The organism is Desulfuromonas carbonis (assembly GCF_054658035.1).
The window spans coordinates 983,525-1,004,380 of the sequence record NZ_BAAHXR010000003.1 but is presented as its reverse complement, the minus strand read 5'-3'; the positions used below and the strand labels follow the sequence as shown (position 1 = coordinate 1,004,380).

The window sequence follows — 20,856 nt, the reverse complement described above, 5'->3', positions numbered from 1 at the left end:
GATTGCCTGGGGGGCCTGTTGCGAGATCCGTCGTCAAATCATGTACCCTTTGTCGGCAGCGAATTCCCCGACGCCGAGTTTGATCGTCTGCGCGAGCTGCTGCTGGCCCGGCGCGGCTTCGACCTTGGTATGTACAAGGACCGCTGTGTCAAGCGCCGGATCGCGGCCAGGGTGCGGGCCTGCGGCTTCAGTGCGGCGCTCCCCTATCTGGCTTGGCTGGAGCATAATGAGAGTGAACTGGACCCGTTGCTGGCGGCCATTACCATCAACGTCTCCCAGTTCTTTCGCAACCCCTCCACCTTCCAGACCCTGCAGCAGGAGGTCCTGCCTGCCCTGGTGAAAAACGCCCGCGCCGCCGGCGAACGCCGGTTGCGGCTCTGGAGTGTCGGCTGTGCCAGTGGCGAAGAGCCTTACTCGCTGGCGCTGCTGGTCGAGGCGCTGCCGGTCCAGGACCTGGAGATCGAAATCTGGGGGAGCGACATCAGCGCTCCGGCCCTGGCCCAGGCGGCGGCCGGCTATTACGACGAGCAGCGCCTCGGTGAGGTGCCGGCGGCAATGCGGGAGCGTTGTTTCGTGGCCGAGGGGCGTGGGCTGCGCCTGCGTGAGGAGATCCGCAAGCGGGTGAAGTTCCAACAGCAGGATATCCTCGGCGAGGGGGCCTACCCCAGGGCCGCCCTGATCCTTTGCCGCAACGTGCTGATCTATTTCTCCCGGGGTGACCAGGAGCGAATCCTGCGGCGCTTCGCTGACGCCCTGGGTGCGGGAGGGTATTTGGTCCTGGGACGGGCGGAAACCCTGCTCGGCGAGATTCGGCAACGCTTTGCCGCCGAATACCCGGAGGAGCGGATCTACCGCTCTCTACCCGCCCCCTGAGCCCCGGCCCCGGTCAATGCCAATGAGAATTGCCTGCCAGTGAAGCTGTCTTGCGAAGGAGTGGATCGATGCGTGTAGAAATCAGCTACAAATTCATCATGGGATTTATCATCGTGGTGGGCTCTATCGTGCTGCTCAACCAGCTCGTCCCCCATCTCGGTATCCCCGAAGCCTGGCAGCAGCTGGTCAGCATCGGCTGCGCGATCCTGGTCGGCCTGCTGCTCGGGTGGGCCTTTTCCAAGGCGTTCACGGCCAACATCCGCCACCTCTCGGAGGCGGCCGAGCGCCTCAGCCTCGGTGACCTCTCCAAGGCGATCCGCCTGCGCGGCAGCGCCTTTCCGGATGAAACCGCCGATCTCGCCGGTTCCCTGAACCGTGTCGTGGAGAGCCTGCGCGACCTGGTCGGCACCATCCGCACCTCCGCCAACAAGGTTGCCGAGGCGGCCCAGGGTCTCTCCGCCACCTCGCAGGAGATGACCGCATCGAGCCATGAAGTCTCCAACACCGTCGAGCAGATCAGCCGCGGGGCGGAAACCCAGGCCGAAATGGTCGAACGTTCCTCGCGCCTGATCCGGGAGATGGCCGTCTCCGTCGAGCTGATCGCCGGGGCGGCGAAGAAGGTGGTCGCCGCCGCCAACGAAACCGCCCGAACCGCCCAGGGGGGGGGCGAGACCGCCCGGGTCACCACCGAAAAGCTGCGTCACATTCTCGTCGAGGTGGAGAACAACGGCCAGCAGATCGTCTCTTTCGGCCTCCAGGTCCAGAAGATCGGCAAGATCGTCGACGTCATCACCGGGGTCGCGCAGAAGACCAACCTGCTGGCTCTCAACGCGACCATCGAAGCGGCGCGGGCCGGCGAGTACGGCCGTGGCTTCGCCGTTGTCGCTGAGGAGATCCGCAAACTGGCCGATTCGACCAGCGAATCGGCCGGCGAGATCACCAGTCTGATCGAAGCGATCCGTGAGCAGGGAGGGCAGGTGCAGGCTTCGATGAAGCAGACCATGGTCGAGATGGACGCCGGCCGAACCGCCCTCGATTCGACGGTGACCGCCTTCGACCAGATTATCGAGACGGCGGCCAATACCCAGACCAAGGCGACCAGCATCGCCGAACTTTCCCAGAAGCAGACGCAAGGGGCCGGCAAGATGGTTGAGGCGATCGACGAGATTTCCAAGGTCGTGGCCGACAACGCTGCGGCGACCGAGGAGGTTTCGGCGGCGACCCAGCAGCAGACCGCCTCCATGGAAGAAATGGCCCACTCGGCCCAGGACCTCTCGGCCCTGGCCGACCAGCTGCTCGACGCGGTACGACGCTTCCAGCTTGGCAGCGAACGGGGCTGAGGCCGCCATGGACCTGACCCTGACCTTTCGTCTCGGTGAAGAGCTCTACGGCCTTGAGGTCGCCGATGTGCAGGAGATCGTCGAGGCCCCCGACTTCGATTACATCCCGCTGGCGCCGGCCGGCTACCTCGGCGCGATCAACTTTCACGGCACGATTTTGCCGGTGCTCGACCTCGCCGGGTATCTCGGTCTGGAAGCCTCGCAACGGGACCGGCGGGTCATCGTGTTGCCGGCCGCGACCTGTCCCCTCGGTCTCGGCGTGACCGCCGTCGGCAGAATCCTGGCGCTGGAGCGGGAAAAAATGCTTCCCTATCTGCAGGACCGGGAACGGGAGGCGTATATCCGCGAAGTCTTCAATCACCAGGGGGATATGATCAACATGCTCGACCTGGCACGCCTGCTGGCGAGCCTGGAAACGCATTGAGGGAAAACGTGGAGGAGATGAACCGATGGGTTTGAGAGTACTGATCGTCGATGATGCCCTGTTCATGCGCAACATGCTCAAGGATATCTTTCTCCGGGCCGGGCACCAGGTCGTCGGCGAAGCGGCCAACGGTGTCGAGGCCGTCGAATGCTACCGCGAGTTGCATCCCGACCTGGTCACGATGGATATCGTCATGCCGTTGAAGAGCGGAATCGAGGCGTTGCAGGAGATCACGGCGGGAGATCCTGCGGCCTGCGTCATCATGTGCAGTGCCCTGGGCCAGGATGCCCTGGTGGTCGAGGCGGTGCAATCGGGGGCGCGGGACTTCATCGTCAAGCCCTTCAAGGAGGAGCGGGTCCTCGATGTGGTTCGACGTGTGGCCGGCCAGGGGTGAAGATTTTTGCGGCGCCCTGTTTGCCGTTTGAAATGATTTCGTAATTCTGGATTCCTACCCATGGATATGTCCAAATACCGCGGAATGTTTCTCAGCGAAACCGCGGAACATCTCAAGAACATGAGCCGCCTGCTGCTCCAGCTCGAAAAGGCGCCGACGGACAAGGAGAGCATCGACTCCCTGTTTCGCGAGGCGCATTCGATCAAGGGGATGGCGGCCTCCATGGGGTACACGGTCACCGCCAGCCTCGCTCACCACCTTGAAGACCTGATGGATTCGATCCGCAAGGGGGGGGGGATCAGCGCCGAGGCGATCGATCGGATGCTGGCGGGCCTCGATCTGCTCGAAGGACTGGTCGAAGATATCACCGCCGAACGGGCGGAGCGGGAGATTGAGAGCTTTCTCGCCGGGGCCGCCGCAACACCTGCCGCTACGCCTCCCACGCCGGTCACCCCTGCTGCTGCCGCTCCTCCGCCGGCGGCAGCGGCGCTGCCGACTCCGACCGACAGTGAAGGGGAGGCCCTGCACATCACCGTTACCCTGGCCGAGGGCGCAGCCGCCCCGGCCGCCCGGGCGATCCTGCTGCTGCGGGAGCTGGCCAACTGCGGTTCCCTGCAGGCGAGTTTACCCAACGCCGATGAATTGAAACGCGGCGGCCCTGTCGGCAAGCTCTCTGCCTGGCTGGTGGCCGACCTGCCGCGCAATGAGATCGAGGCCCGGTTGCGCAGCATGCCTGATGTCGCCGGCGTCGAATTCGGCGCCGACCGGCGCCGGGAGAGCAGTTCCCGCCGGGAGGAAGGCCCGCGCACGGTCCGGGTCCGTACCGAGCTGCTCGATCGCTTCATCAACCTCACCGGCGAGCTGATTACCAATCGTTACATGCTGCAGGGGGCGGCCAGGAACAGCCAGTGGGGAGAGGTCAAGAACGGCATCGGCCAGCTCACCCGTCTCCTCACCGATCTCCACCATCATGTCCTCCAGGTCCGGATGATGCCGGTCGAGAGCATCACCGGGCGGTTGCCGCGCGTGGTTCGCGACCTGGCCCGGAAAACCGGCAAGGAGATCGTGCTGCAGGTCGAGGGGGACGAGGTCGAGCTCGACCGGGCGATCCTCGAGGAGCTCGCCGATCCCCTGGTGCACATGGTGCGCAACGCCGTTGACCATGGCATCGACCGCCAGGGCAAGGTGACGGTACGGGCCTGGCGCGAGAAGGACCTGGTGCTGATCGAGGTCGCCGACGACGGCCGCGGCATGGACCCGGCCCTGATCCGCCGCAAGATCCTGGAGAAGGGACTCCTTTCCCCGGCCCAGGTCAAGAGCTTGCGTGACCGCGACGTCCTGCAGTGGGTTTGTCACCCTGGTTTTTCCACCGCCCCGGTGGTGACCGAGACTTCGGGGCGCGGCGTCGGCATGGACGTCGTCAAGTCGGCGGTGGAGAATCTCGGCGGTCTCCTCGATATCCAGTCCCAGCCCGGCGCGGGAACGCGGATCATCCTCCAGCTGCCGCTCTCGGTCGCCATCATCCAGGTGCTGCTGGTCACCTGCGGCGGCCAGACCCTGGCAATCCCGATCACCCGCGTGGTGCGTACCCTCGAAGTCCCCCGCAACGAGGTGCGCTCTTCAGGCCGGCAACTGGTCATCCGCCTCGACGAGGATGTGGTCCCCCTCCTTTCGTTGCACAAGATCCTCGGTCTGCCGCCGGCTTCTCCCGGCGGCGGCGTGCAAATGGTGATCACCGAGCTGCGCGGGCGCCGCGTCGGCCTGGTGGTCGATCGCCTCGCCGGCCAACGGGAAGTCTTTGTCAAGGCGCTCGAATTTCCCCTCAACCAGATCGCCGGGCTCTCCGGAGCGGCAATACTCGGTGATGGCCATATCGTTTTCCTGCTCGACCCGCAGTCCCTGCTGGAAACCCGTCCCGGTGCCGGTCGCGGCCCGCACCCAGAAGAGGCCAAATGAGCTTTCCCCTGCTGAATGAAAACCAACTCGACGCCCTCCGGGAGATCAGTAATATCGGCATGGGGCATGCGGCGACGGCCCTGTCGCAGCTGATCGGCGAGACGGTTTACCTGCGGGTGCCGCGGGTGACGGTGACCGATATCGGCCAGGTTCCCGAACTCCTCGGTGGTGCGGAGAAGGTGGTTGCCGGCATCACCCTGCGGGTACTCGGGGACGCGCGCGGCAATATCCTGCTGATCTTCCCGCGCGACAGCGCCCAGCGCCTGCTGCAGCGTCTGCTCGGCAGCGAAGCGGAAGGGCTGCTCTTCGACGAACTGGGTGCCTCGACGATGAAGGAGGTCGGCAATATTCTCGCCTCGGCCTATCTCAGCGCAATGGGGAACCTGCTCCACCTGACGCTGATTCCGTCGATTCCGCTGCTCGCCTGCGACATGGCCGGTGCGGTAGTCGACCATGTCCTGATCGAACTCTCGGCGGCCGGCGACCTGGCGCTGATGGTGGAGACCGAGTTCCATGGCGCCAATCCGCAGCAGGAGCTGATCAAGGGGCACTTTTTTCTCCTCCCCGATGCCTCTTCCCTTTCGCTGATTCTCGATGCGGTCGGGGGGTGACCATGACCGAACGGCTCAGCGTCGGCATATCCGAATTCCGCATCGCCGTGCCGCCGGCAAAGCTGGTGACCTACGGGCTCGGCTCCTGCCTGGCGATCGCCCTCTACGACCCCGAGTTCCGCATCGGCGGCCTCGCCCATACCCTGCTGCCGTCGCCACGTCACGCCGCCGACAACGCCCGCCCCGCCAAGTTCGTCGATGCGGCAATCGAGCTGATGATCAACGATCTCCTCGCCCGCGGGGCCGCGCGGGAACGGCTCGGGGCAAAGATCTTCGGCGGCGCCAACATGTTCGAGCCGCTGCTGGGAGACCCGGACAACGCGGTCGGTCCGCGCAATATCCGCAGCGCCCGCGAGACCCTTGCCGTTCTCGGAATCCCGTTGCTGGCCGAGGATGTCGGCGGTAACTTCGGCCGCACCGTCGAGTTCGATATCGCCAGTGGCGAGGTTCGCGTCAAAGCGGTGCGCGGGCGCGAGGGGGAAATAATTTTCTGATTCGCCATCTGTCCAAGGAGATCCACCATGAAACGAACAGTCCTGCTCCTGCCGTTGCTGGTTGCCGTGCTCTTTATCTGTGCCGGAACTGTCCGGGCCGCCGGCCTTTCCGAGGTGATCAACACCCTGGAAAGTCCGTTCCAGGCCAGCGCTCCCGAGGCGACGGCGATCCATGATTTCCAGGGAGACTTTTTCCAGGAATCGAGAATCGCCTCTCTCGAACGGACCCAACGCGGTCGCGGCCGGGTCGCCGTGCGCTTCGTCCAGCGCCAGGGGCATCCCCCCCTGGCCCAATTCCGCTGGGAGTATTTCGAGCCGACCGACCAGGAGATCGTCTCCGATGGCAGGACGATGTGGGTCTATCTGCCGGAGAACCGCCAGGTGATCCAGTCCGACATCGATATCGTCAACCGCACCGATGCCAACGATCCGCTCACCTTCCTCACCGGGCTCGGCAACCTGAGCCGGGATTTCAGCATCGGCTGGGCGTCGGAGAATCGCGACCGGGAAGGGAACTGGGTACTGGAGATGACGCCGCGCCGCGCGTCGCCGCTGATCGCGCGGATGCTGATCGTGGTCGATCGCCGGGCGGTCGATGCCTTTACCCGCAGCGGCAGCACCGGCGGCTATCTGCCGCTCCTTTCCAGCACCGTCTTCGATCCGGGCGGCAACAGCACCCTGATCGAATTCAGCGATATCCGTATCAATCGTGGCCTCGGCGATCTCGATTTCCGCTTCATCATGCCCGCCGGGGTCGACGTGGTGCGTCCCAGCGGTCAGGGGATGGGTTTCTGAGTGACCTTTTGCCAGGCAAAATGGCAGCGCCCCGGGCAGGGACTTCCCTTCCGGGGCGCTTTCATGCTATAAGTCTTCGATTCCGCGGGCCTATCGGCTCGCCTGACGAATTTTTGCAGGAGGTGTGCGATGCCGAGCTTTGACATCGTGTCCAAGGTGGACATGCAGGAAGTGGACAATGCGGTCAACCAGGCGGTCAAGGAGATCACCCAGCGCTACGACTTCAAGGGGACCCACAACGAGGTCACCCTGGAGAAGGATGCCATCCTGATCCTCGCCGCCGACGACTACAAACTGCAGGCGATCATCGATATCCTGAAAGGAAAATTGGTGCGCCGCAACATCTCGCCCAAGAACCTCGATTACGGCAAGAAGGAGGCAGCTTCGGGGGGCGCGGTTCGCCAGCGGATCGGTATTGTCCAGGGGATCGACAAGGAGAAGGCGAAGGAGGTCATCAAGCGGATCAAGGAGACCAAGCTCAAGGTCCAGCCGCAGATCATGGATGACCAGGTGCGGGTCAGCGCCAAGCAGATCGACGACTTGCAGCAGGTGATCCAGACCCTCAAGGGCGAGGACCTCGAGATCGAACTGCAGTTCGTCAACATGAGAAGCTAGAAAACAATTTTGAATTTTGGATTTTGGATTTTGAATTGAATTCAACAGTCACAATTCAAAATCCATAATTTCCGAAATTGGGAGCACCATGAAACGAAAAGTAAGCCTGGTCAGCCTCGGCTGCCCAAAGAACCTGGTCGATGCCGAGGTGATGCTCGGGCATCTGCCGGTCGATCGTTACGAGATCGTCACCGACGAGGCCCAGGCCGACGTGATCATCGTCAACACCTGCGCCTTTATCGGTGACGCCAAGGAAGAATCGGTGGAAACGATCCTTGAGGTCGCCGATTACAAGAAAAACGGCCGCTGCAAGCTGCTGGTCGTCTCCGGCTGCCTCCCCCAGCGTTATCGCGATGAACTCTCGACGGAGTTGCCGGAAGTCGATCTCTTCATCGGCACCAGCGACGCCCCGCGCCTGGTCGAGCTGATCGAGTCGACCCTCCCCGGCGCTACGCCGCGCCAGGAGGTGGGTCTCCCCGAGTATCTCTACGATCACACCACGCCACGGGTCAAGTCCTCCCCCTTCTATTCGACCTACGTCAAGATCGCCGAAGGGTGCCACAACTTCTGCTCCTACTGCGTCATCCCCCAGCTGCGCGGGCCGCTGCGTTCGCGCAGCATCGAATCGGTCGTCGCCGAAGTCCGGCGCCTGGTCGCAGACGGGGTCCGCGAGGTCAACCTCATCGCCCAGGACGTCACCGCCTACGGCCAGGACCGCCACGATGGCGCCCGCCTCGAAACCCTGCTGCAGGAGCTGGTGAAGATCGAGGAGCTGACCTGGCTGCGCCTGCTCTATGCCTATCCCGACGGCATCAGCGACGAACTCCTCGACCTGATGGCCGCCGAAGAGAAGATCTGCAACTATCTCGACATCCCGCTGCAGCATGTCGACGACGAAATCCTCGCGCTGATGAACCGCCGCGTCGACGAGGAGGGAATCCGCCGCCTGCTGCAGCGCATCCGCAGCCGGATCCCCGATGCCACCCTGCGCACCTCCTTCATCGTCGGCTTCCCCGGCGAGAGCGACGCCCAGTTTGCCAAGCTCCTCGCCTTCGTCGAGGAGGGGCACTTCGAACGGGTCGGCGTCTTCCGCTATTCGCGCGAAGAAGGGACCGGCGCCGCCAAACTCCCCGGCCAGGTCCTCGAACGGGTCAAGAAGGCCCGCTACCAGAAGCTGATGAAAGCGCAGAGCCGGGTCTCCTTCCGCAAGAACCGGGCGCTGGTCGGGCGCATTGAGCCGGTCCTGGTCGAAGGGTACAGCGAGGAGACCGAGCTGCTGCTGCGCGGGCGCAGCCTGCGCCAGGCTCCCGACGTCGACGGCCTGGTCTACATCACTGCCGGCGAGGCGGAGATCGGCAGCATCGTGCCGCTCAAGGTAACCGACTCTTCGGAATATGACCTGATCGGCGAAATCGTCGCCGCCGAGCGCTGAACGGCCTCGCTTTCGGCCGCCCCCGGCACCATTCCCGCGAGGTGTTCGTGCCCCCCTCCCGCCTTCTCCATGGCCTACTGTTCCTCCTCTTCTGCGCCACCCTGACCGGCTGCCCGGACCGCTCCGGGCCTGCGGCCGAGGTGCGGCGCAGCCGCATCATCATGGGGACGGTGGTCGAAATAACCGCCTTCGGGGCGGCGCAGCCGGTGCTGGAGCAGGCCGTCGAGCGCGCCTTTGCCGAGATCTCCCGCATCGATGAGTTGATGTCCCCCTACCGTCCGGAGAGCGACGTCGCCCGTCTCTCCGCCGCCACCACGCCGCTGGCGGTAACGGCAGAGACGGCGGCGGTCATCGCCAGCGGCCTGCAGGTCGCAGCAGCGAGCGGCGGCGCCTTCGACATGGGGCTGGGGCGGCTCAAGGCGCTCTGGAATATCGAGGGGGAAACGCCGCGGGTACCAACGCCGGAGGAGCTGGCGGGGGCCCTGGCCGCTACCGGTCCCGGCGACCTGCAACTGGCGGGGCGAACGGTCAGCAAGAGTGCCCCGGACCTGCAAGTCGATCTCGGCGGCATCGCCAAGGGGTACGCCGTCGATCGCGCCGCGGCACTGTTGCAGGCGGCCGGTGTCAGCCACGCCTCGGTCAACGCTGGGGGCGACATGCGCCTGCTCGGCGACCACGGTGATCGCCCCTGGCGCATCGGCATCCAGCATCCGCGCAACGACGAAGCGATCCTCGCCACCCTGGCGCTGGCCGACACCGCGGTGGTCACCTCCGGCGACTATGAGCGTTTCTTCGAGCGCGACGGGGTACGCTATCATCACCTCTTCGATCCCGCCAGCGGCCAACCGGCGCGGCGCTGCCAGGCGGTGACGATTGTCGCCCCGACGGCGATGCTCGCCGATGCCCTGGCGACGGCGGTCTTCGTCCTCGGCCCGCAGCAGGGACTGGAACTCCTTATCCGCTTTCCGGGAGTTGAGGGACTGATCGTCGCCGCCGACGGCACCACCGTCACCAGCCCGGGGCTGGCGGGCAGGGTGACATGGCCCTGAGCGGCGCCTGGCGCCGCACCCGCCCCCTCGATCGCCTGGTGGTGGCGCTGCTCCTTCTCCTCTGCGCTCTGCTGCTGGTCTGGCTGCGCCCCGGTCCGCCGGGGCGACGGCTGCTGGTCGAACGCGACGGCAAGGTGATCTACACTGCCCCCCTCGACCAGGAGCGGAGGGTGGAACTGAACGGCCGCATTGGCATTACCCGGCTCGCGATTCACCAGGGGCGCGTCTGTATCGAGGATTCCCCCTGTCCGCGTAAGGTCTGCATCGGCATGGGACGCATCGAGCGCGCCGGGGAACTTCTGGCCTGCGTTCCTAACGGCCTGCTGGTGCGCATCGACGGCGGCGCTGCCGCGGCGGGGGAGGGCTATGACCTCCTCAGCCGTTGATCCGCTCGAACTCGAGCGCTGGCGGCGCCGGGTTTTTCTCGCCCTCTTCGCCGCCCTCGCCGTCGCCCTGCATACCGTGGAGGCGCTCCTCCCCTCGCCGGCCCCCTGGTTCCGCCTCGGTTTCGCCAATATCCTGACCCTGGTCGCCCTCTTCCTTTACGGCGGCCGCGCCGCCTGGGCGGTGGCGCTGACCCGCATCGGCGTTGGGTCGCTGCTGCTCGGCAATCTCTTCGCCCCCGGCTTCTTCCTCTCCCTCGCCGGCGGCATCGCCGCCACCGCCCTGATGACGGGGAGCCGGGCCCTCTGCGGCCGCCATCTCGGTCCGGTCGGGGTCAGCGCCCTCGGCGCCGCCGGCCATGCCACCGGCCAGCTGCTGGTCGCCTGGCTGCTGCTGGTGCGCACCCCGCAGCTCTGGAGCCTCTACCCCTACTTCCTACTCTTCGCCCTCGGCGCCGGAATCGCCAACGGCATCGCCGCCGATCTCCTCCTCGAAACCCTGCGTCGCCATCCGGTCTTTGGCAGCCGGCGCGACGCCGCCGAGCCGCGATGACCGTCCTGACCTTTCTCCTCCCCTACTGGCGCCACTACCGGCGGCTCCTCTTGGCCGGCCTGCTCTGGCTGGTGCTGACCAACCTGCTGGCGATGACCATCCCCTGGCTCCTCCAGCGCGGTATCGACGGCGCCGCCGCCGGCAACTGGCAGGCGGTGGCGGTCGCCGCCGGGCTGATGGCTGCCGCCGCCCTCGCCCGGGGAACGGCCCGGGTTTTGTCGCGGCTGCGGTTTCTCCACACCGCCCGCTACGTTGAAGTCGACCTGCGCCAGGATCTCCTCTCCCGGCTGCTCGACCAGGGGACCCCCTTTTTCGACCGCCACCGGACCGGCGACCTGCTGTCGCGCTTCACCAACGACCTCGCCAACCTGCGGATGATGGCCGGCTTCGGCCTGTTGACCCTCTGCGACGCGGCGCTCGTCTATCTCTTCTCGCTGGTCATGCTGCTGCGCCTGGCGCCGTGGCTGACCCTGATCGGTCTTCTCCCCTATCCGCTCCTGCTGCTGCTGGTCAAGCGGCTCAGCCGCTCGCTGTTGCAGCGCTCCAGCGAGGTCCAGGAGGGGCTCGGACTGGTCAGCGAAGCGGTGGAGGAGGCGGTCAGTGGCCAGGCGGTGGTGCGTGCCTACAATCTGCGCGATCACCTGGGGCGCGAGTTTGACCGCCGCAACGCCAGCTACCTGGAGCGCAACCTCGCCCTGAGCCGGCTGCGCGCGCTGGTGCTGCCGGTGATGACGGTGATCGGCCCCTTGAGCACCCTGCTCGCATTCTACTTCGGTGGCCGGTTGGTGGTCGGCGGTGAGCTCTCTCTCGGCGAGCTGGTCGCCTTCAACGCCTACCTGGTGCAGCTTGCCTGGCCCACTACCCTGCTCGGCTGGGTGCTGACCCTGCTGCAGCGGGCCCGAGCCAGCAGCGAACGGCTGCAGCCGATCCTCGCCGCCCCCCGCACCGAGGCGGCCGGTGGCGAGCCGCCGCTGGCGGGGGCGCCGTCCCTCAGCGCCCGCCAACTCAGCTTCGCCTATGGCGAGCGCCCGGTTCTGCAGGATCTCGCTTTCGACCTTCCGGCCGGCTCCCTGGTCGGCATTACCGGGCCGACCGGGTCCGGCAAAAGCAGCCTGCTGCGGCTTATCGCCGGGCTCTACCCGACGGCGGCTGGCACCCTCCTGATTGCGGGCCAGGACCTGGCCCGGCTCGATCTGCGCGCCCACCGCCGCCGGCTGGCGATGGTCCCCCAGGAGGGGCGCCTTTTCTCCGGCAGCCTGCGCCAGAACCTGCTCTACGCCGACCCGGCCGGGGACGAGCGGCTCCTTGCCGAGATTGCCGCAACCGTCGCCCTCGACAGCGATCTTACGGAGCTGCCGGCCGGTTTTGCCACGGCGGTCGGGGAGGGGGGGGTCAGCCTTTCCGGCGGGCAGCGGCAGCGGGTAGCCCTGGGCCGGGCACTGGCGCGCGACGGCAACCTCTGGCTCCTCGACGACCCCTTCAGCCACCTCGACGCCGTCACCGCGCGCCGGGTCTGGGCGCGGCTGCGACCAAAGCTGGCGGGGCGGACGGTGGTGCTGGTTTCGAGCCGGGTATCGCTCCTCGCCGGCGTCGAGCAGGTGCTGGTCCTCGACCGGGGGCGCCTGGTGGCGTGCGGCCGCCATGCCGAACTCCTCGCCGCCGACGGTCTCTATGCCCGCCTTTTCCGCCGCGAGCAGCTGCAGGATGCCCTGGAGGTGGCGCCATGACCCCCCACGGGTTCCCCGCCGGGGACGAAATCAGCGGCCGTCATTTCGACTGGCGCCTCTTCCGGCGCTACCTCGGGCTGATGCGACCCTGGCGCGGCAGCGCCCTGTTCGCCCTTTTGCTGCTGCCGCTGATCAGCGCCGCCAAGCTGGCGCAGCCGTGGCTGGTGATGCAGCTGATCGACGACGCCGTTGTCCCCGGCACCCTGAACCGGCTCCCCCACTGGGGCGGACTGCTGCTCGGCGCGGTCCTCCTCGAGAGCCTCCTCCTCTTTGTCCAGGGCTACCTGGTGCAGGCCCTTGGCCAGCGCATCATGGCGGCGCTGCGCGCCGAAGGGTTCCCGCGCCTGCTGCGGCTGCCGGCGGCCTGGTTCGATCACCACCCCTCGGGGCGGCTGGTGACCCGGTTGACCAGTGACGTCGAGAATGTCGGCGAGCTCTTCGGCTCGGGGGTGGTTGCCGCTCTCGGCGATTTGCTGACCCTCGCCCTGACCGTCGCCGCCATGCTCTGGCTCGACCTGCACCTCTCGCTGGTCGCCTTCGCGGTACTGCCGCCACTGCTCGGCATCCTGTTCCTGTTCCGGCGCAGCATGCGCGGCGCCATGCGCCTGGTGCGGGCGCGGCTGGCCGACCTCAACGCCTTCGTCGCCGAACGCATCGCCGGCATCGGCGAGGTGCGCCTCTTCGGCCAGGAGGAGCGCACCCTCAGGGAATTTGCCGGGCTGCAGGAGGTCTACCGCGCCAGCACCCTGCGCGTGATCAGCTGGGACGCCTTCCTCTATGCCGCCGTCGAGGTTCTCGGCGCGCTGGCGATTGCCGCCCTGCTCTGGCGCGGCGGCGGCGAAGTGATCGCCGGCGTCGCCAGTTTCGGTACCCTGGTTGCCTTTCTCGAATATGTGCAGAAATTCTTCGCGCCGTTGCGCGACCTCTCGGCCAAGTATTCGATCGTGCAGGCGAGTAACGCCTCCCTGGAGCGGATCTTCAATCTTGCCGACCAGCCGGCGGAGCTGAGCGGTAGCGCGCTTCCGGGCAATGATGGGGAAATCCGCCTTGAGCGCGTCAGTTTCAGCTACGACGGCGAGACCCCGGCGCTGCAGGAGATCGATCTGGTCATCGCTCCCGGGGAGCGGATCGCCCTGGTTGGCGCCACCGGCAGCGGCAAGACCACCCTCGGCCGTCTCCTGCTCGGTTTTTACCGGCCGCAGCAGGGGACGATCCAGGTTGGCGGGCAGCCTCTCGCCGCGCTCGACCTCGACGCCTGGCGCGAACGCTGCGCCTGGGTCTCCCAGGAACCCTTCCTCTTTGCCGGCAGCCTGCGCGACAACCTCGACCCGACGGGGAGCTGCGACGATCAGGGCCTGCTGCAACTCCTCGGCGACTGCGGCCTGGCGACAACTGTTGCCGAACTCGGTGGCCTTCGGGCCCGCCTCGGCGAGCGCGGCCGTAACCTCTCTTCCGGCGAGCGCCAGCTCCTCTGCCTGGTGCGCGCCCTGGTGCGGCGGCCCCGGCTGCTGATCCTCGACGAGGCGACCAGCCGTCTCGATGCCGGCACCGAGGGGCGGGTGACGACGGCGCTGCGCGCCCTTCCCGCGGAGTGCAGCATGCTGTTGATCGCCCACCGGCTGCGCAGCGCGCGCCAGGCCGGACGCATCGTCGTGCTGCACCGCGGCCGCATCTGCGAGAGTGGCAGTCATAGCGAGCTCCTTGCCCGGGACGGGCATTACGCCAAGCTCTGGCGCCTGCAGGATCTCGGCATCGATGAGGAAAAGGTGGGTGACCCGGTGGGGTTGGAAGGACGCTAGGAGCCTGTCGGACTATGCGGGGCGAAGCGAAAATTCGGATGTTTGAGACCAGATTTCGGCTCGTTTGCGGGCTCATAGCCAGAGCTTTGAGTCAAAAAGGAGCCGAAATCTGGGCCGAACAGCTGGATTTGCAGTCGGCGCATGGATAGTCCGACAGTCTCCTAGAGGCTGGTCCGGGGGACGGGCATCTGCTATACTCGGCGCCAGCCCGCCCGCGGAGACCATATGGAGGTTAGACCGATGCTGCTGCGATCGCTTGCCCTGTTGCTGCTGACCCTGACCCTGGTCGCCTGCGTGCCGTCGGCGCCGCAAGCCCCGCTGCCGGAGCGGCCCGACCTCGACAGCCTGCGCCTGAGTTTTGGCCAACTGCCCGGGGCGGTTCTCAGTACCACCGAGCCGCTGGTGGTGAGTTATCCCGGCGAAATTCTGTTCAGCGCCGGCGCCGTCCTGCCGCTGGCCGGCGGCACCGAACTCCTCGACCCGCTGGCGGCGCAGCTGGCTGCCTACCCGCAGCTCTATTTTTCCGCTAGGGTGCGCGCTGCCGCCGAGCCGGCCGCTTATGCCGTGCAGCTGGCGACCGCCCGGACCGAACTGCTGACTCGCTATTTCCGTCGCCGTGGCCTCGATGCCAGTCGCCTGCAGCTGACTCCGGAGGTGGGCGACGGTCCACCCCTGGAGCTGACGCTGCGCTACGAACCGGCGAGCTCGCCGACCTCCGCGGCCGAAAAACGGTAGGGTTCCTTGCAGAATTCACAGGTGACGGTTACCTCCTCCCCGGCCGCGGCCAGCTCCTGCAGCTCTTCCGGGTCGAGGGTGGCGAGCATGGCGCGCACCTGTTCCCGGCGGCAGGTACAGCGGTAGGCGAGTTCGGTGCGCAGCTGGACCGTGTAGGGAATCCCCGCGAAGAGCCGGGCGACGATCTGTTCCGGTGACTCCCCCCGGGCGAGCAGGGTGCTGACCGGCGGCAGGAGGCGAACGCGCTCCTCGACACGGGCCAGCAGCTCTTCGTCGCAGCCCGGCATCGCCTGGACCAGGAAACCGCCGGCGGCTTTCACCTCCGCTTCCGGGCCCAGGGTGACCCCGAGGCCGACCGAGGAGGGGACCTGCTCGGAATGGGTCAGGTACCAGGCAAGGTCCTCGGCGACTTCACTGGCGACCAGCTGGACCATGCCGCGATACGGTTCGCGCAGGCCGAGATCCTTTACCACCTGCAAAAAACCGGCGCGGCCGATCGCTCCGGCGACGTCAAAGCGGTCTTCTTTCGGCGGCAGACCGGCGACCGGCTCCTTGAGAGTGGCGCGCAGGTTGCCATGGGCATCCGATTCGGCGGAAAGCTGGCGCAGCGGCCCGTTCCCCTCGAGGATCAAAGCCAGGCGCTGCGCTCCCTTGAGGAGGCTGCCGAGGAGGGCGGCGGCGGTCACCACCCGGCCGATGGCGACGGTGGCGGTCGGGTCGGTCTGCTGGCGGTGGCGGGTCTCCTCGGCGAGGTTGGTGGTCAGGGCGGCGACCGCCCGCAGTGAACCGTCGCTGGTCAGGATGCGAATCAGGTGGTCGTTCATGGCTGCTCCTCGAAGGGTGGCAGGGGCGGTACTGGTAAGGTGAACAGGGGTGTGAGCCGGCGGCGTTACCCTAGCCGAAGCGCACCGTCCATTTCAAGCCTACATTTTAACGGAGGGTTCTTATGAAAGTCATTCTCCCGGTGGCCGGCAAGGGGACGCGGCTGCGCCCCCACACCATCAGCAAGGCCAAATCCCTGGTCCAGGTCGCCGGCAAGACCGTCCTCGAGCATATCGTCAGTCGCCTCAGCCAGGCGCCGGTGACCGAGTATATTTTCATCACCGACGAAAACGGCGGCCAGATCGAGGAGTTCATGAAGCGCAGCTTTCCGGCGCTCAACTGCCACTACATCGTGCAGAAGGAGCGTCTCGGTCCCGCCCACGCGGTCGCCCTGGCAGCTCCGCGGATCGCTCCCGGCGATGATGTCCTGGTGGTTTTCAACGACACCATCTTTGTCGCCGACCTCGGCCGGATCCCCCAGCTTTGCAGCGACTGTGACGGTCTGATCTACTCCAAAGAGGTCGAAGATTACCAGCGCTTCGGAGTCAACGTCGTCGCGGGGGAGTTCATCGTCGATATGGTCGAGAAACCGGACACCCCGGTTTCCCGGCTCGCTCAGGTCGGCCTCTACTATCTCAAGGATGGGGCCGGCTTCATGGGCTACCTCGAGCGGACCATCGCCGCCGGCGAGACGGTCAAGGGGGAGTATTACCTCCCCGCCGTCTTCATGCGAATGATCGCCGATGGCCTCAAGTTCCGGGCTCCGGAGATCGACGCCTGGCTCGACTGCGGCAAGCCCGAGACGCTGCTCGAAACCAATCGCTACCTCCTTGAAGGGCGCCATCACTGTCACGGCGAGGTCGTCGATTCGGTGCTGATCGAACCGGTCCATATCGGCTACGGGGTCACGGTTCGCAACAGCATCATCGGGCCTTACGTTTCGGTGGCGACCGGCAGCGTCGTCGAGAACAGCGTGATTTGCGATTCGATCATCAACGCCAACAGCACGGTGCGCTCCCTGGTCCTGGAGGGGAGCATCCTCGGCGATGCGGTGACCCTGGCCGGTTCGCCGCGCCGGATGAACATCGGCGACCACTCCCTGATCGAGATGGAGGGGTAGCGGGCAATAACGAGCGATGAGCGATGAGGCGGCCCCCAGTCACGGAGATTGACCGGGGGCTTTATTGTATGCAGTCACGGTGGAGTTGCGTGAATAAGATTCCTGGCTTTGCCTGATCCGAAGTTTATCCGACCTGATCAGATTTGCTCCGCGCGCAACCAGGCCTGAGCCTGGTCTTGCCCTGGTCTTCTCCCGGCCAGGCCAAACCAAGGCAAAAGCGTTTCTCGCGGATAGGTTCGAATAAAAGCTGATAAAAATCGGATTATGCCTGGGCTAGGAACCCCTCAGGGGATGCCCTATCGAAAAAATCCAAGACGGAGTCCGTTCTTCAGCCTGCTCCCTTGACGGCGAGCGCCAGGGCGGCGTAAATTTTTGCCGCCGCGACGACATCGGCGAAACTGGTCTGTTCGTCGGGGGTGTGGGCGGTCTCCAGTGCACCGGGGCCGAGGATCAGCGGTTTGACGCCGGCCGCAAAGAAGAGGTTGCCGTCCGAATGGGAACGGAAGGCGTCGCGGCGCAGGGTCAGACCGAGCCCCGGGTAGATGCTGGCGAGCGCGTCCCACAGCTGCGGCTGCGGCCCGAGGTCGTAGCCGCGTGAGGCGAAGTCGAAAGCAACCTCAAGGTCGAGTCCGGGGACCAGTTCGCGGGCACTATCGGCCTGGCGACGGATCGTCGCCGCGACCGCTTCCGGGTCCATCGCCGGCGGCAGGTGGAGGTCGATCCAGGCTTCGCAGCGGTCGGGGACGACGAAGCCGGCCCGAGACGAACTCAACTCGCGGATCGAGTAGACCACCCCTGATTCGGTGCGGTCGAAGAGAGGGTCGCGGGCGAGGTGGAGCAGGACCCGCAGCATCGATTCGACGGCGTTGTGCCCCAGTTCCGGCAGTGATGAGTGGATGCGCCGGCCGCTGGTAACGAAGCCCGCCTCGAGGTAGCCGTAGTGGGCCAGGCAGGCGGTGAGGCCGGTCGGCTCGCCGATCACAACCCAGGGAGGACATTCCCCGCCGAGAAAATGGCTGCTGCCGTCGCCGTTCTCCTCCTCGCCGACCACCAGCAGCAGGCCGACCGGCGGCCGCTCTTTTTCGGGGAGGGTCGCCAGCGCCAGCCAGGCCTCGACCATCGCCACGCACCCCCCCTTCATGTCGGCGCTGCCGAGGCCGCGGATGATCCCTTCCTCCGCCACCGCCCCGAACTCCTCCCAGTCCCAGGCCGGCACGGTGTCGACGTGGCCGACCAGCAGCAGCTGTGGCGGTCCGTCGCCCATGGTCGCCAGCAGGTTGAAGCGCTCCTCCTCGACCGTCTGGCGGATCAGCCGGCAGCCGGTCGCGAGCAGGCGTTCCTCGAAGAAGAGCTGGATATCCTCCTCCTTCCCCGAAGGAGAATAGATGTCGAGGGCTTCAATCAGGGTCTGGTGCAGGCGGGTCGCATCGATGGCGGCCCAGACCCGGTCCTGGCAATCGTTCAAGATTTTTTCTCCTTGGCCTTGGTCGTACGGCGCCGTTTGCGGCTCAGGTTAAGGGTCATGTAGACGTGCTCCTGGTCGTTGCCGAACCCCATCTTGCGAAAGAAGCGGATCGCCCCTTCGTTGTCGGCATCGGTGTCGATGAGGATCATCCGCACCCCCTGTTCGCGCATGCGCCGCTTGAGCTCGATGAAGAGGTTCTGGCCGACCTTCCCCTGCTGCCCCTCGCGCCGCACCCCGAGCCAGACCAGGTAGCCGTACTTCCAGGCGCTCTTGGCCTTTTCGACGGTGGTGCCCAGCGCGAAGCCGACGATCCGGTCGTCCCGCTCGGCGACCAGGCAGAGCTCGCTGTCGGAGTTGAAGAGGGTGGTGATCTCGTACTCGTCCCAGGTGCGGTAGAGACTCTGGGAGAATTCGGCAGTGAAGACCGCCTCGCCGATATGGAAGACTTCGGAGAGGTCGTCGATGGTCATCTCGCGGATGACCAGGCGGTCAGCTTCGCCTGGGCCGTCGTTCGTCATGGTTCTCCTCGTTGGGCAAGCGTTGACGTCAAGCTAAACTATATCAGATAGGAGCCCCTTGCCGAGCTTGTCCGGGCGTCGGAATGACGTTATATTGGGAAGCCCCGGCCGCCGCTACCAAAATTTTTTACAGAGGAGTCATCCCTTTGACCTACCAGCAGTTGCTGCCGATCCTGCTGCCGCCCCTGATCGGCGCCTTCATCGGCTATGTGACCAACTATATTGCCATTCGCATGCTCTTCCGGCCGCTGCGCCCCTGGCACCTGTTTGGGCTGCGCGTGCCGCTCACTCCCGGCATCATCCCCGCCAAACGCGGCGAGCTGGCGCAGAAGATGGGCGAGATGGTTGGCAGCCATCTGCTGACCGCCGACGATGTCGGCCGCACCCTGGAAAAGGAGACGTTCCGCCGCGAGCTCAAGGGGGCGGTCGCCGACAAGCTCGGCAGTTTTCTCGATCGCGACCTCGGCCCGGCGGTGGAGCTGATCCCGGCCGAATTCCGCGGCCGCTTCCGCGAGCTGGTCGAGTTGCTGCGCTGGAAGGCGGTGAAGGCGATCTTCGCCTACCTCGAGAGCGCCGAATTCGAAACCGCCCTGCGCGGCTATCTGCAACGCAAGGGGGACGAACTCCTCGCCCGCGACCTCGAGAGCTTCCTCACCCCGGAACGTTCTGCCGGCCTGCGCCGCCATCTTGACGGCAAGATCGGCGAGTTCCTCGGCTCCGAGCAGGTCAGCCGCGGCGTCGCCGCCTTCGTCGATGCCAAGAGCGAGGAGTGGTTCGCCTCGGAAAAGACGCTGCGCGAGCTCCTCCCCGGCGATCTCGTCGAGCTCCTGCTCGGGCAGCTGGAGAAGGAAGTCCCGCCGCTGCTGGAGAAGTTCGGCGGACTCCTCTACGATCCGCTCTTCCGCGAGCGGCTGGTGGTGAAGGGGAAGGAGGCGATCGAGGGATTCCTCGACTCCCTCGGCGGCCTCTCCGGGCTCCTCGCCGGCTTCATCAACCTCGACAAGATCTATGATCGCCTCCCCGAGTTTCTCGACAAGGCGGGGGAGGAGATCGCCCGCTGGCTGCGCGAGGAGCGCACCCAGGCCCAGGTGGCGGCGCTGCTGCGCGAGCGGGTCGATGGTCTCCTCGACCGGCCCCTGGCCAGCTACCTGGAAAAGGTCTCCTACGAGAAGGTCGCCGGGGTGCGGCGCTTCCTCCGTAACCGCGCCGTCGCCCTGGTACAGAGCCGTCGCGCCAGCGAGAGCGCCCTGGCGCTGCTGGAAAAAGGGATCGAACAGGTCAAGGACCGTTCCTTTGGCAGCCTGCTTGGTCGCGCTCTCCCCGACGGCCGGGTCGAGGCGTTGCGAGAGCTGATCGCCGAACGGTTGCTCGAAGCGCTGCGCGCCCCGGCCGCCCGCGAGGCGCTCGCCCGGCTGCTGGCCGAAAAGAGCGAGGAGTGGCTTTTTCGCCATCCCCTCGGCAAGCTCTCGGCGCGGGTACCGGCGGATGTGCGCGAGGAACTGGAGGTCGGCCTCTGCCGGCAGATCGGCGAGATCCTCAAGAAGGAGGTCCCGCCGCTGGTCGAAACCCTCAACGTCGCCCGCATGGTCGAGGAGAAGGTCAACTCCCTCGACATCCTCAAGGTCGAGGGGCTGCTGCTCGGCATTATGGAGGAGCAGTTCAAGTACATCAACCTCTTCGGGGCGCTGCTCGGGGGGATGATCGGCCTGGTCAACGTGCTGGCGCTGCGGTTTTTCTAGGCGGCAAGGTTC

The 20,856-nt window shown here is 66.1% G+C and carries 21 protein-coding genes; 18 read left to right on the top strand and 3 right to left on the bottom strand.

Translation table 11 applies throughout. The features are described 5' to 3' along the window. Nucleotides 1–18 precede the first annotated feature (18 nt). The 16 genes from ACYQ8E_RS11590 (at nucleotide 19) to ACYQ8E_RS11515 (ending at nucleotide 15,180) form a co-directional block, all read left to right on the top strand. Nucleotides 19–873: a CheR family methyltransferase gene (locus ACYQ8E_RS11590; protein ID WP_066729345.1), complete on the top strand. Its 855-nt coding sequence runs from the start codon at nucleotides 19–21 to the stop codon at nucleotides 871–873. Between the two features lie 68 nt (nucleotides 874–941). Beyond that, the gene (locus ACYQ8E_RS11585) at nucleotides 942–2,213 is read left to right on the top strand and encodes a methyl-accepting chemotaxis protein (RefSeq protein WP_066729343.1); all 1,272 of its coding nucleotides are present in this window, start codon (nucleotides 942–944) and stop codon (nucleotides 2,211–2,213) included. Nucleotides 2,214–2,220: 7 nt separating this feature from the next. Next, the gene (locus ACYQ8E_RS11580) at nucleotides 2,221–2,637 is read left to right on the top strand and encodes a chemotaxis protein CheW (protein ID WP_066729341.1); all 417 of its coding nucleotides are present in this window, start codon (nucleotides 2,221–2,223) and stop codon (nucleotides 2,635–2,637) included. A 25-nt stretch (nucleotides 2,638–2,662) separates the two neighbouring features. Continuing rightward, a complete protein-coding gene (locus ACYQ8E_RS11575; RefSeq protein WP_066729339.1) occupies nucleotides 2,663–3,031 on the top strand; it encodes a response regulator in 369 nt (122 codons plus the stop codon). A gap of 60 nt (nucleotides 3,032–3,091) precedes the next feature. Next, nucleotides 3,092–4,987: a chemotaxis protein CheA gene (locus tag ACYQ8E_RS11570; protein ID WP_066729337.1), complete on the top strand. Its 1,896-nt coding sequence runs from the start codon at nucleotides 3,092–3,094 to the stop codon at nucleotides 4,985–4,987. Continuing rightward, nucleotides 4,984–5,598 (top strand): chemotaxis protein CheC, encoded by a 615-nt coding sequence (locus tag ACYQ8E_RS11565; protein WP_066729335.1) that lies wholly within the window; start codon nucleotides 4,984–4,986, stop codon nucleotides 5,596–5,598. Before ACYQ8E_RS11570 ends, ACYQ8E_RS11565 begins: the two co-directional genes overlap by 4 nt. Nucleotides 5,599–5,600: 2 nt before the next feature. After that, on the top strand, nucleotides 5,601–6,092 hold the full coding sequence (locus ACYQ8E_RS11560) for a chemotaxis protein CheD (RefSeq protein ID WP_066729332.1): 492 nt from the start codon (nucleotides 5,601–5,603) through the stop codon (nucleotides 6,090–6,092). A gap of 27 nt (nucleotides 6,093–6,119) precedes the next feature. After that, the gene (locus ACYQ8E_RS11555) at nucleotides 6,120–6,887 is read left to right on the top strand and encodes a LolA family protein (protein WP_066729331.1); all 768 of its coding nucleotides are present in this window, start codon (nucleotides 6,120–6,122) and stop codon (nucleotides 6,885–6,887) included. 129 nt (nucleotides 6,888–7,016) lie between these two features. Continuing rightward, nucleotides 7,017–7,502 (top strand): YajQ family cyclic di-GMP-binding protein, encoded by a 486-nt coding sequence (locus tag ACYQ8E_RS11550; protein WP_066729330.1) that lies wholly within the window; start codon nucleotides 7,017–7,019, stop codon nucleotides 7,500–7,502. An 88-nt stretch (nucleotides 7,503–7,590) separates the two neighbouring features. Next, a complete protein-coding gene (rimO, locus tag ACYQ8E_RS11545) occupies nucleotides 7,591–8,934 on the top strand; it encodes a 30S ribosomal protein S12 methylthiotransferase RimO (protein ID WP_066729329.1) in 1,344 nt (447 codons plus the stop codon). Nucleotides 8,935–8,981: 47 nt separating this feature from the next. Then, nucleotides 8,982–9,983 (top strand): FAD:protein FMN transferase, encoded by a 1,002-nt coding sequence (locus ACYQ8E_RS11540; RefSeq protein WP_066729328.1) that lies wholly within the window; start codon nucleotides 8,982–8,984, stop codon nucleotides 9,981–9,983. Further along, complete coding sequence (locus ACYQ8E_RS11535) at nucleotides 9,974–10,369, top strand: NusG domain II-containing protein (protein ID WP_066729324.1); 396 nt, start codon at nucleotides 9,974–9,976, stop codon at nucleotides 10,367–10,369. The genes ACYQ8E_RS11540 and ACYQ8E_RS11535 overlap by 10 nt, the downstream gene beginning before the upstream one ends. Continuing rightward, nucleotides 10,350–10,919 carry a Gx transporter family protein gene (locus ACYQ8E_RS11530; protein WP_066729322.1) on the top strand — a complete coding sequence of 190 codons (570 nt, stop codon included), beginning with the start codon at nucleotides 10,350–10,352 and terminating at the stop codon, nucleotides 10,917–10,919. The genes ACYQ8E_RS11535 and ACYQ8E_RS11530 overlap by 20 nt, the downstream gene beginning before the upstream one ends. Next, the gene (locus ACYQ8E_RS11525) at nucleotides 10,916–12,646 is read left to right on the top strand and encodes an ABC transporter ATP-binding protein (protein WP_066729321.1); all 1,731 of its coding nucleotides are present in this window, start codon (nucleotides 10,916–10,918) and stop codon (nucleotides 12,644–12,646) included. Before ACYQ8E_RS11530 ends, ACYQ8E_RS11525 begins: the two co-directional genes overlap by 4 nt. Then, nucleotides 12,643–14,445, top strand: coding sequence for an ABC transporter ATP-binding protein (locus ACYQ8E_RS11520; RefSeq protein ID WP_066729319.1), 1,803 nt, complete (start codon nucleotides 12,643–12,645; stop codon nucleotides 14,443–14,445). Before ACYQ8E_RS11525 ends, ACYQ8E_RS11520 begins: the two co-directional genes overlap by 4 nt. A gap of 240 nt (nucleotides 14,446–14,685) precedes the next feature. After that, nucleotides 14,686–15,180 (top strand): hypothetical protein, encoded by a 495-nt coding sequence (locus ACYQ8E_RS11515; RefSeq protein WP_066729317.1) that lies wholly within the window; start codon nucleotides 14,686–14,688, stop codon nucleotides 15,178–15,180. On the opposite strand, the gene hslO is transcribed toward ACYQ8E_RS11515, so the two are convergent. Further along, nucleotides 15,135–16,004: an Hsp33 family molecular chaperone HslO gene (hslO, locus tag ACYQ8E_RS11510; protein ID WP_066729315.1), complete on the bottom strand. Its 870-nt coding sequence runs from the start codon at nucleotides 16,002–16,004 to the stop codon at nucleotides 15,135–15,137. The genes ACYQ8E_RS11515 and hslO overlap by 46 nt on opposite strands. A 122-nt stretch (nucleotides 16,005–16,126) precedes the next feature. Between hslO and ACYQ8E_RS11505 the strand changes: the two genes are divergently transcribed. Continuing rightward, nucleotides 16,127–17,122 carry a sugar phosphate nucleotidyltransferase gene (locus ACYQ8E_RS11505; RefSeq protein WP_066729313.1) on the top strand — a complete coding sequence of 332 codons (996 nt, stop codon included), beginning with the start codon at nucleotides 16,127–16,129 and terminating at the stop codon, nucleotides 17,120–17,122. Nucleotides 17,123–17,450: 328 nt separating this feature from the next. Here the strand turns inward: ACYQ8E_RS11505 and ACYQ8E_RS11500 are convergent, their stop codons facing one another. Together ACYQ8E_RS11500 and ACYQ8E_RS11495 are read right to left on the bottom strand one after the other, a co-directional pair. Continuing rightward, nucleotides 17,451–18,587 (bottom strand): M20 family metallopeptidase, encoded by a 1,137-nt coding sequence (locus tag ACYQ8E_RS11500; protein ID WP_066729311.1) that lies wholly within the window; start codon nucleotides 18,585–18,587, stop codon nucleotides 17,451–17,453. Continuing rightward, the gene (locus ACYQ8E_RS11495; RefSeq protein WP_066729309.1) at nucleotides 18,584–19,105 is read right to left on the bottom strand and encodes a GNAT family N-acetyltransferase; all 522 of its coding nucleotides are present in this window, start codon (nucleotides 19,103–19,105) and stop codon (nucleotides 18,584–18,586) included. Before ACYQ8E_RS11495 ends, ACYQ8E_RS11500 begins: the two co-directional genes overlap by 4 nt. Before the next feature lie 146 nt (nucleotides 19,106–19,251). On the opposite strand from ACYQ8E_RS11495, the gene ACYQ8E_RS11490 reads away from it, so the two are divergent. Further along, complete coding sequence (locus ACYQ8E_RS11490; RefSeq protein WP_066729307.1) at nucleotides 19,252–20,844, top strand: DUF445 family protein; 1,593 nt, start codon at nucleotides 19,252–19,254, stop codon at nucleotides 20,842–20,844. Nucleotides 20,845–20,856: the final 12 nt, after the last annotated feature.

Excerpts from the sequence above, each read along its gene's own strand:
- ACYQ8E_RS11585 (WP_066729343.1), top strand. The coding sequence starts at position 942 with ATGCGTGTAGAAATCAGCTACAAATTCATCATGGGATTTATCATCGTG.
- ACYQ8E_RS11580 (WP_066729341.1), top strand. The coding sequence starts at position 2,221 with ATGGACCTGACCCTGACCTTTCGTCTCGGTGAAGAGCTCTACGGCCTT.
- ACYQ8E_RS11575 (WP_066729339.1), top strand. The coding sequence starts at position 2,663 with ATGGGTTTGAGAGTACTGATCGTCGATGATGCCCTGTTCATGCGCAAC.
- ACYQ8E_RS11570 (WP_066729337.1), top strand. The coding sequence starts at position 3,092 with ATGGATATGTCCAAATACCGCGGAATGTTTCTCAGCGAAACCGCGGAA.
- ACYQ8E_RS11565 (WP_066729335.1), top strand. The coding sequence starts at position 4,984 with ATGAGCTTTCCCCTGCTGAATGAAAACCAACTCGACGCCCTCCGGGAG.
- ACYQ8E_RS11560 (WP_066729332.1), top strand. The coding sequence starts at position 5,601 with ATGACCGAACGGCTCAGCGTCGGCATATCCGAATTCCGCATCGCCGTG.
- ACYQ8E_RS11555 (WP_066729331.1), top strand. The coding sequence starts at position 6,120 with ATGAAACGAACAGTCCTGCTCCTGCCGTTGCTGGTTGCCGTGCTCTTT.
- ACYQ8E_RS11550 (WP_066729330.1), top strand. The coding sequence starts at position 7,017 with ATGCCGAGCTTTGACATCGTGTCCAAGGTGGACATGCAGGAAGTGGAC.
- rimO (WP_066729329.1), top strand. The coding sequence starts at position 7,591 with ATGAAACGAAAAGTAAGCCTGGTCAGCCTCGGCTGCCCAAAGAACCTG.
- ACYQ8E_RS11535 (WP_066729324.1), top strand. The coding sequence starts at position 9,974 with ATGGCCCTGAGCGGCGCCTGGCGCCGCACCCGCCCCCTCGATCGCCTG.
- ACYQ8E_RS11530 (WP_066729322.1), top strand. The coding sequence starts at position 10,350 with ATGACCTCCTCAGCCGTTGATCCGCTCGAACTCGAGCGCTGGCGGCGC.
- ACYQ8E_RS11525 (WP_066729321.1), top strand. The coding sequence starts at position 10,916 with ATGACCGTCCTGACCTTTCTCCTCCCCTACTGGCGCCACTACCGGCGG.
- ACYQ8E_RS11520 (WP_066729319.1), top strand. The coding sequence starts at position 12,643 with ATGACCCCCCACGGGTTCCCCGCCGGGGACGAAATCAGCGGCCGTCAT.
- ACYQ8E_RS11515 (WP_066729317.1), top strand. The coding sequence starts at position 14,686 with ATGCTGCTGCGATCGCTTGCCCTGTTGCTGCTGACCCTGACCCTGGTC.
- hslO (WP_066729315.1), bottom strand. The coding sequence starts at position 16,004 with ATGAACGACCACCTGATTCGCATCCTGACCAGCGACGGTTCACTGCGG.
- ACYQ8E_RS11505 (WP_066729313.1), top strand. The coding sequence starts at position 16,127 with ATGAAAGTCATTCTCCCGGTGGCCGGCAAGGGGACGCGGCTGCGCCCC.
- ACYQ8E_RS11495 (WP_066729309.1), bottom strand. The coding sequence starts at position 19,105 with ATGACGAACGACGGCCCAGGCGAAGCTGACCGCCTGGTCATCCGCGAG.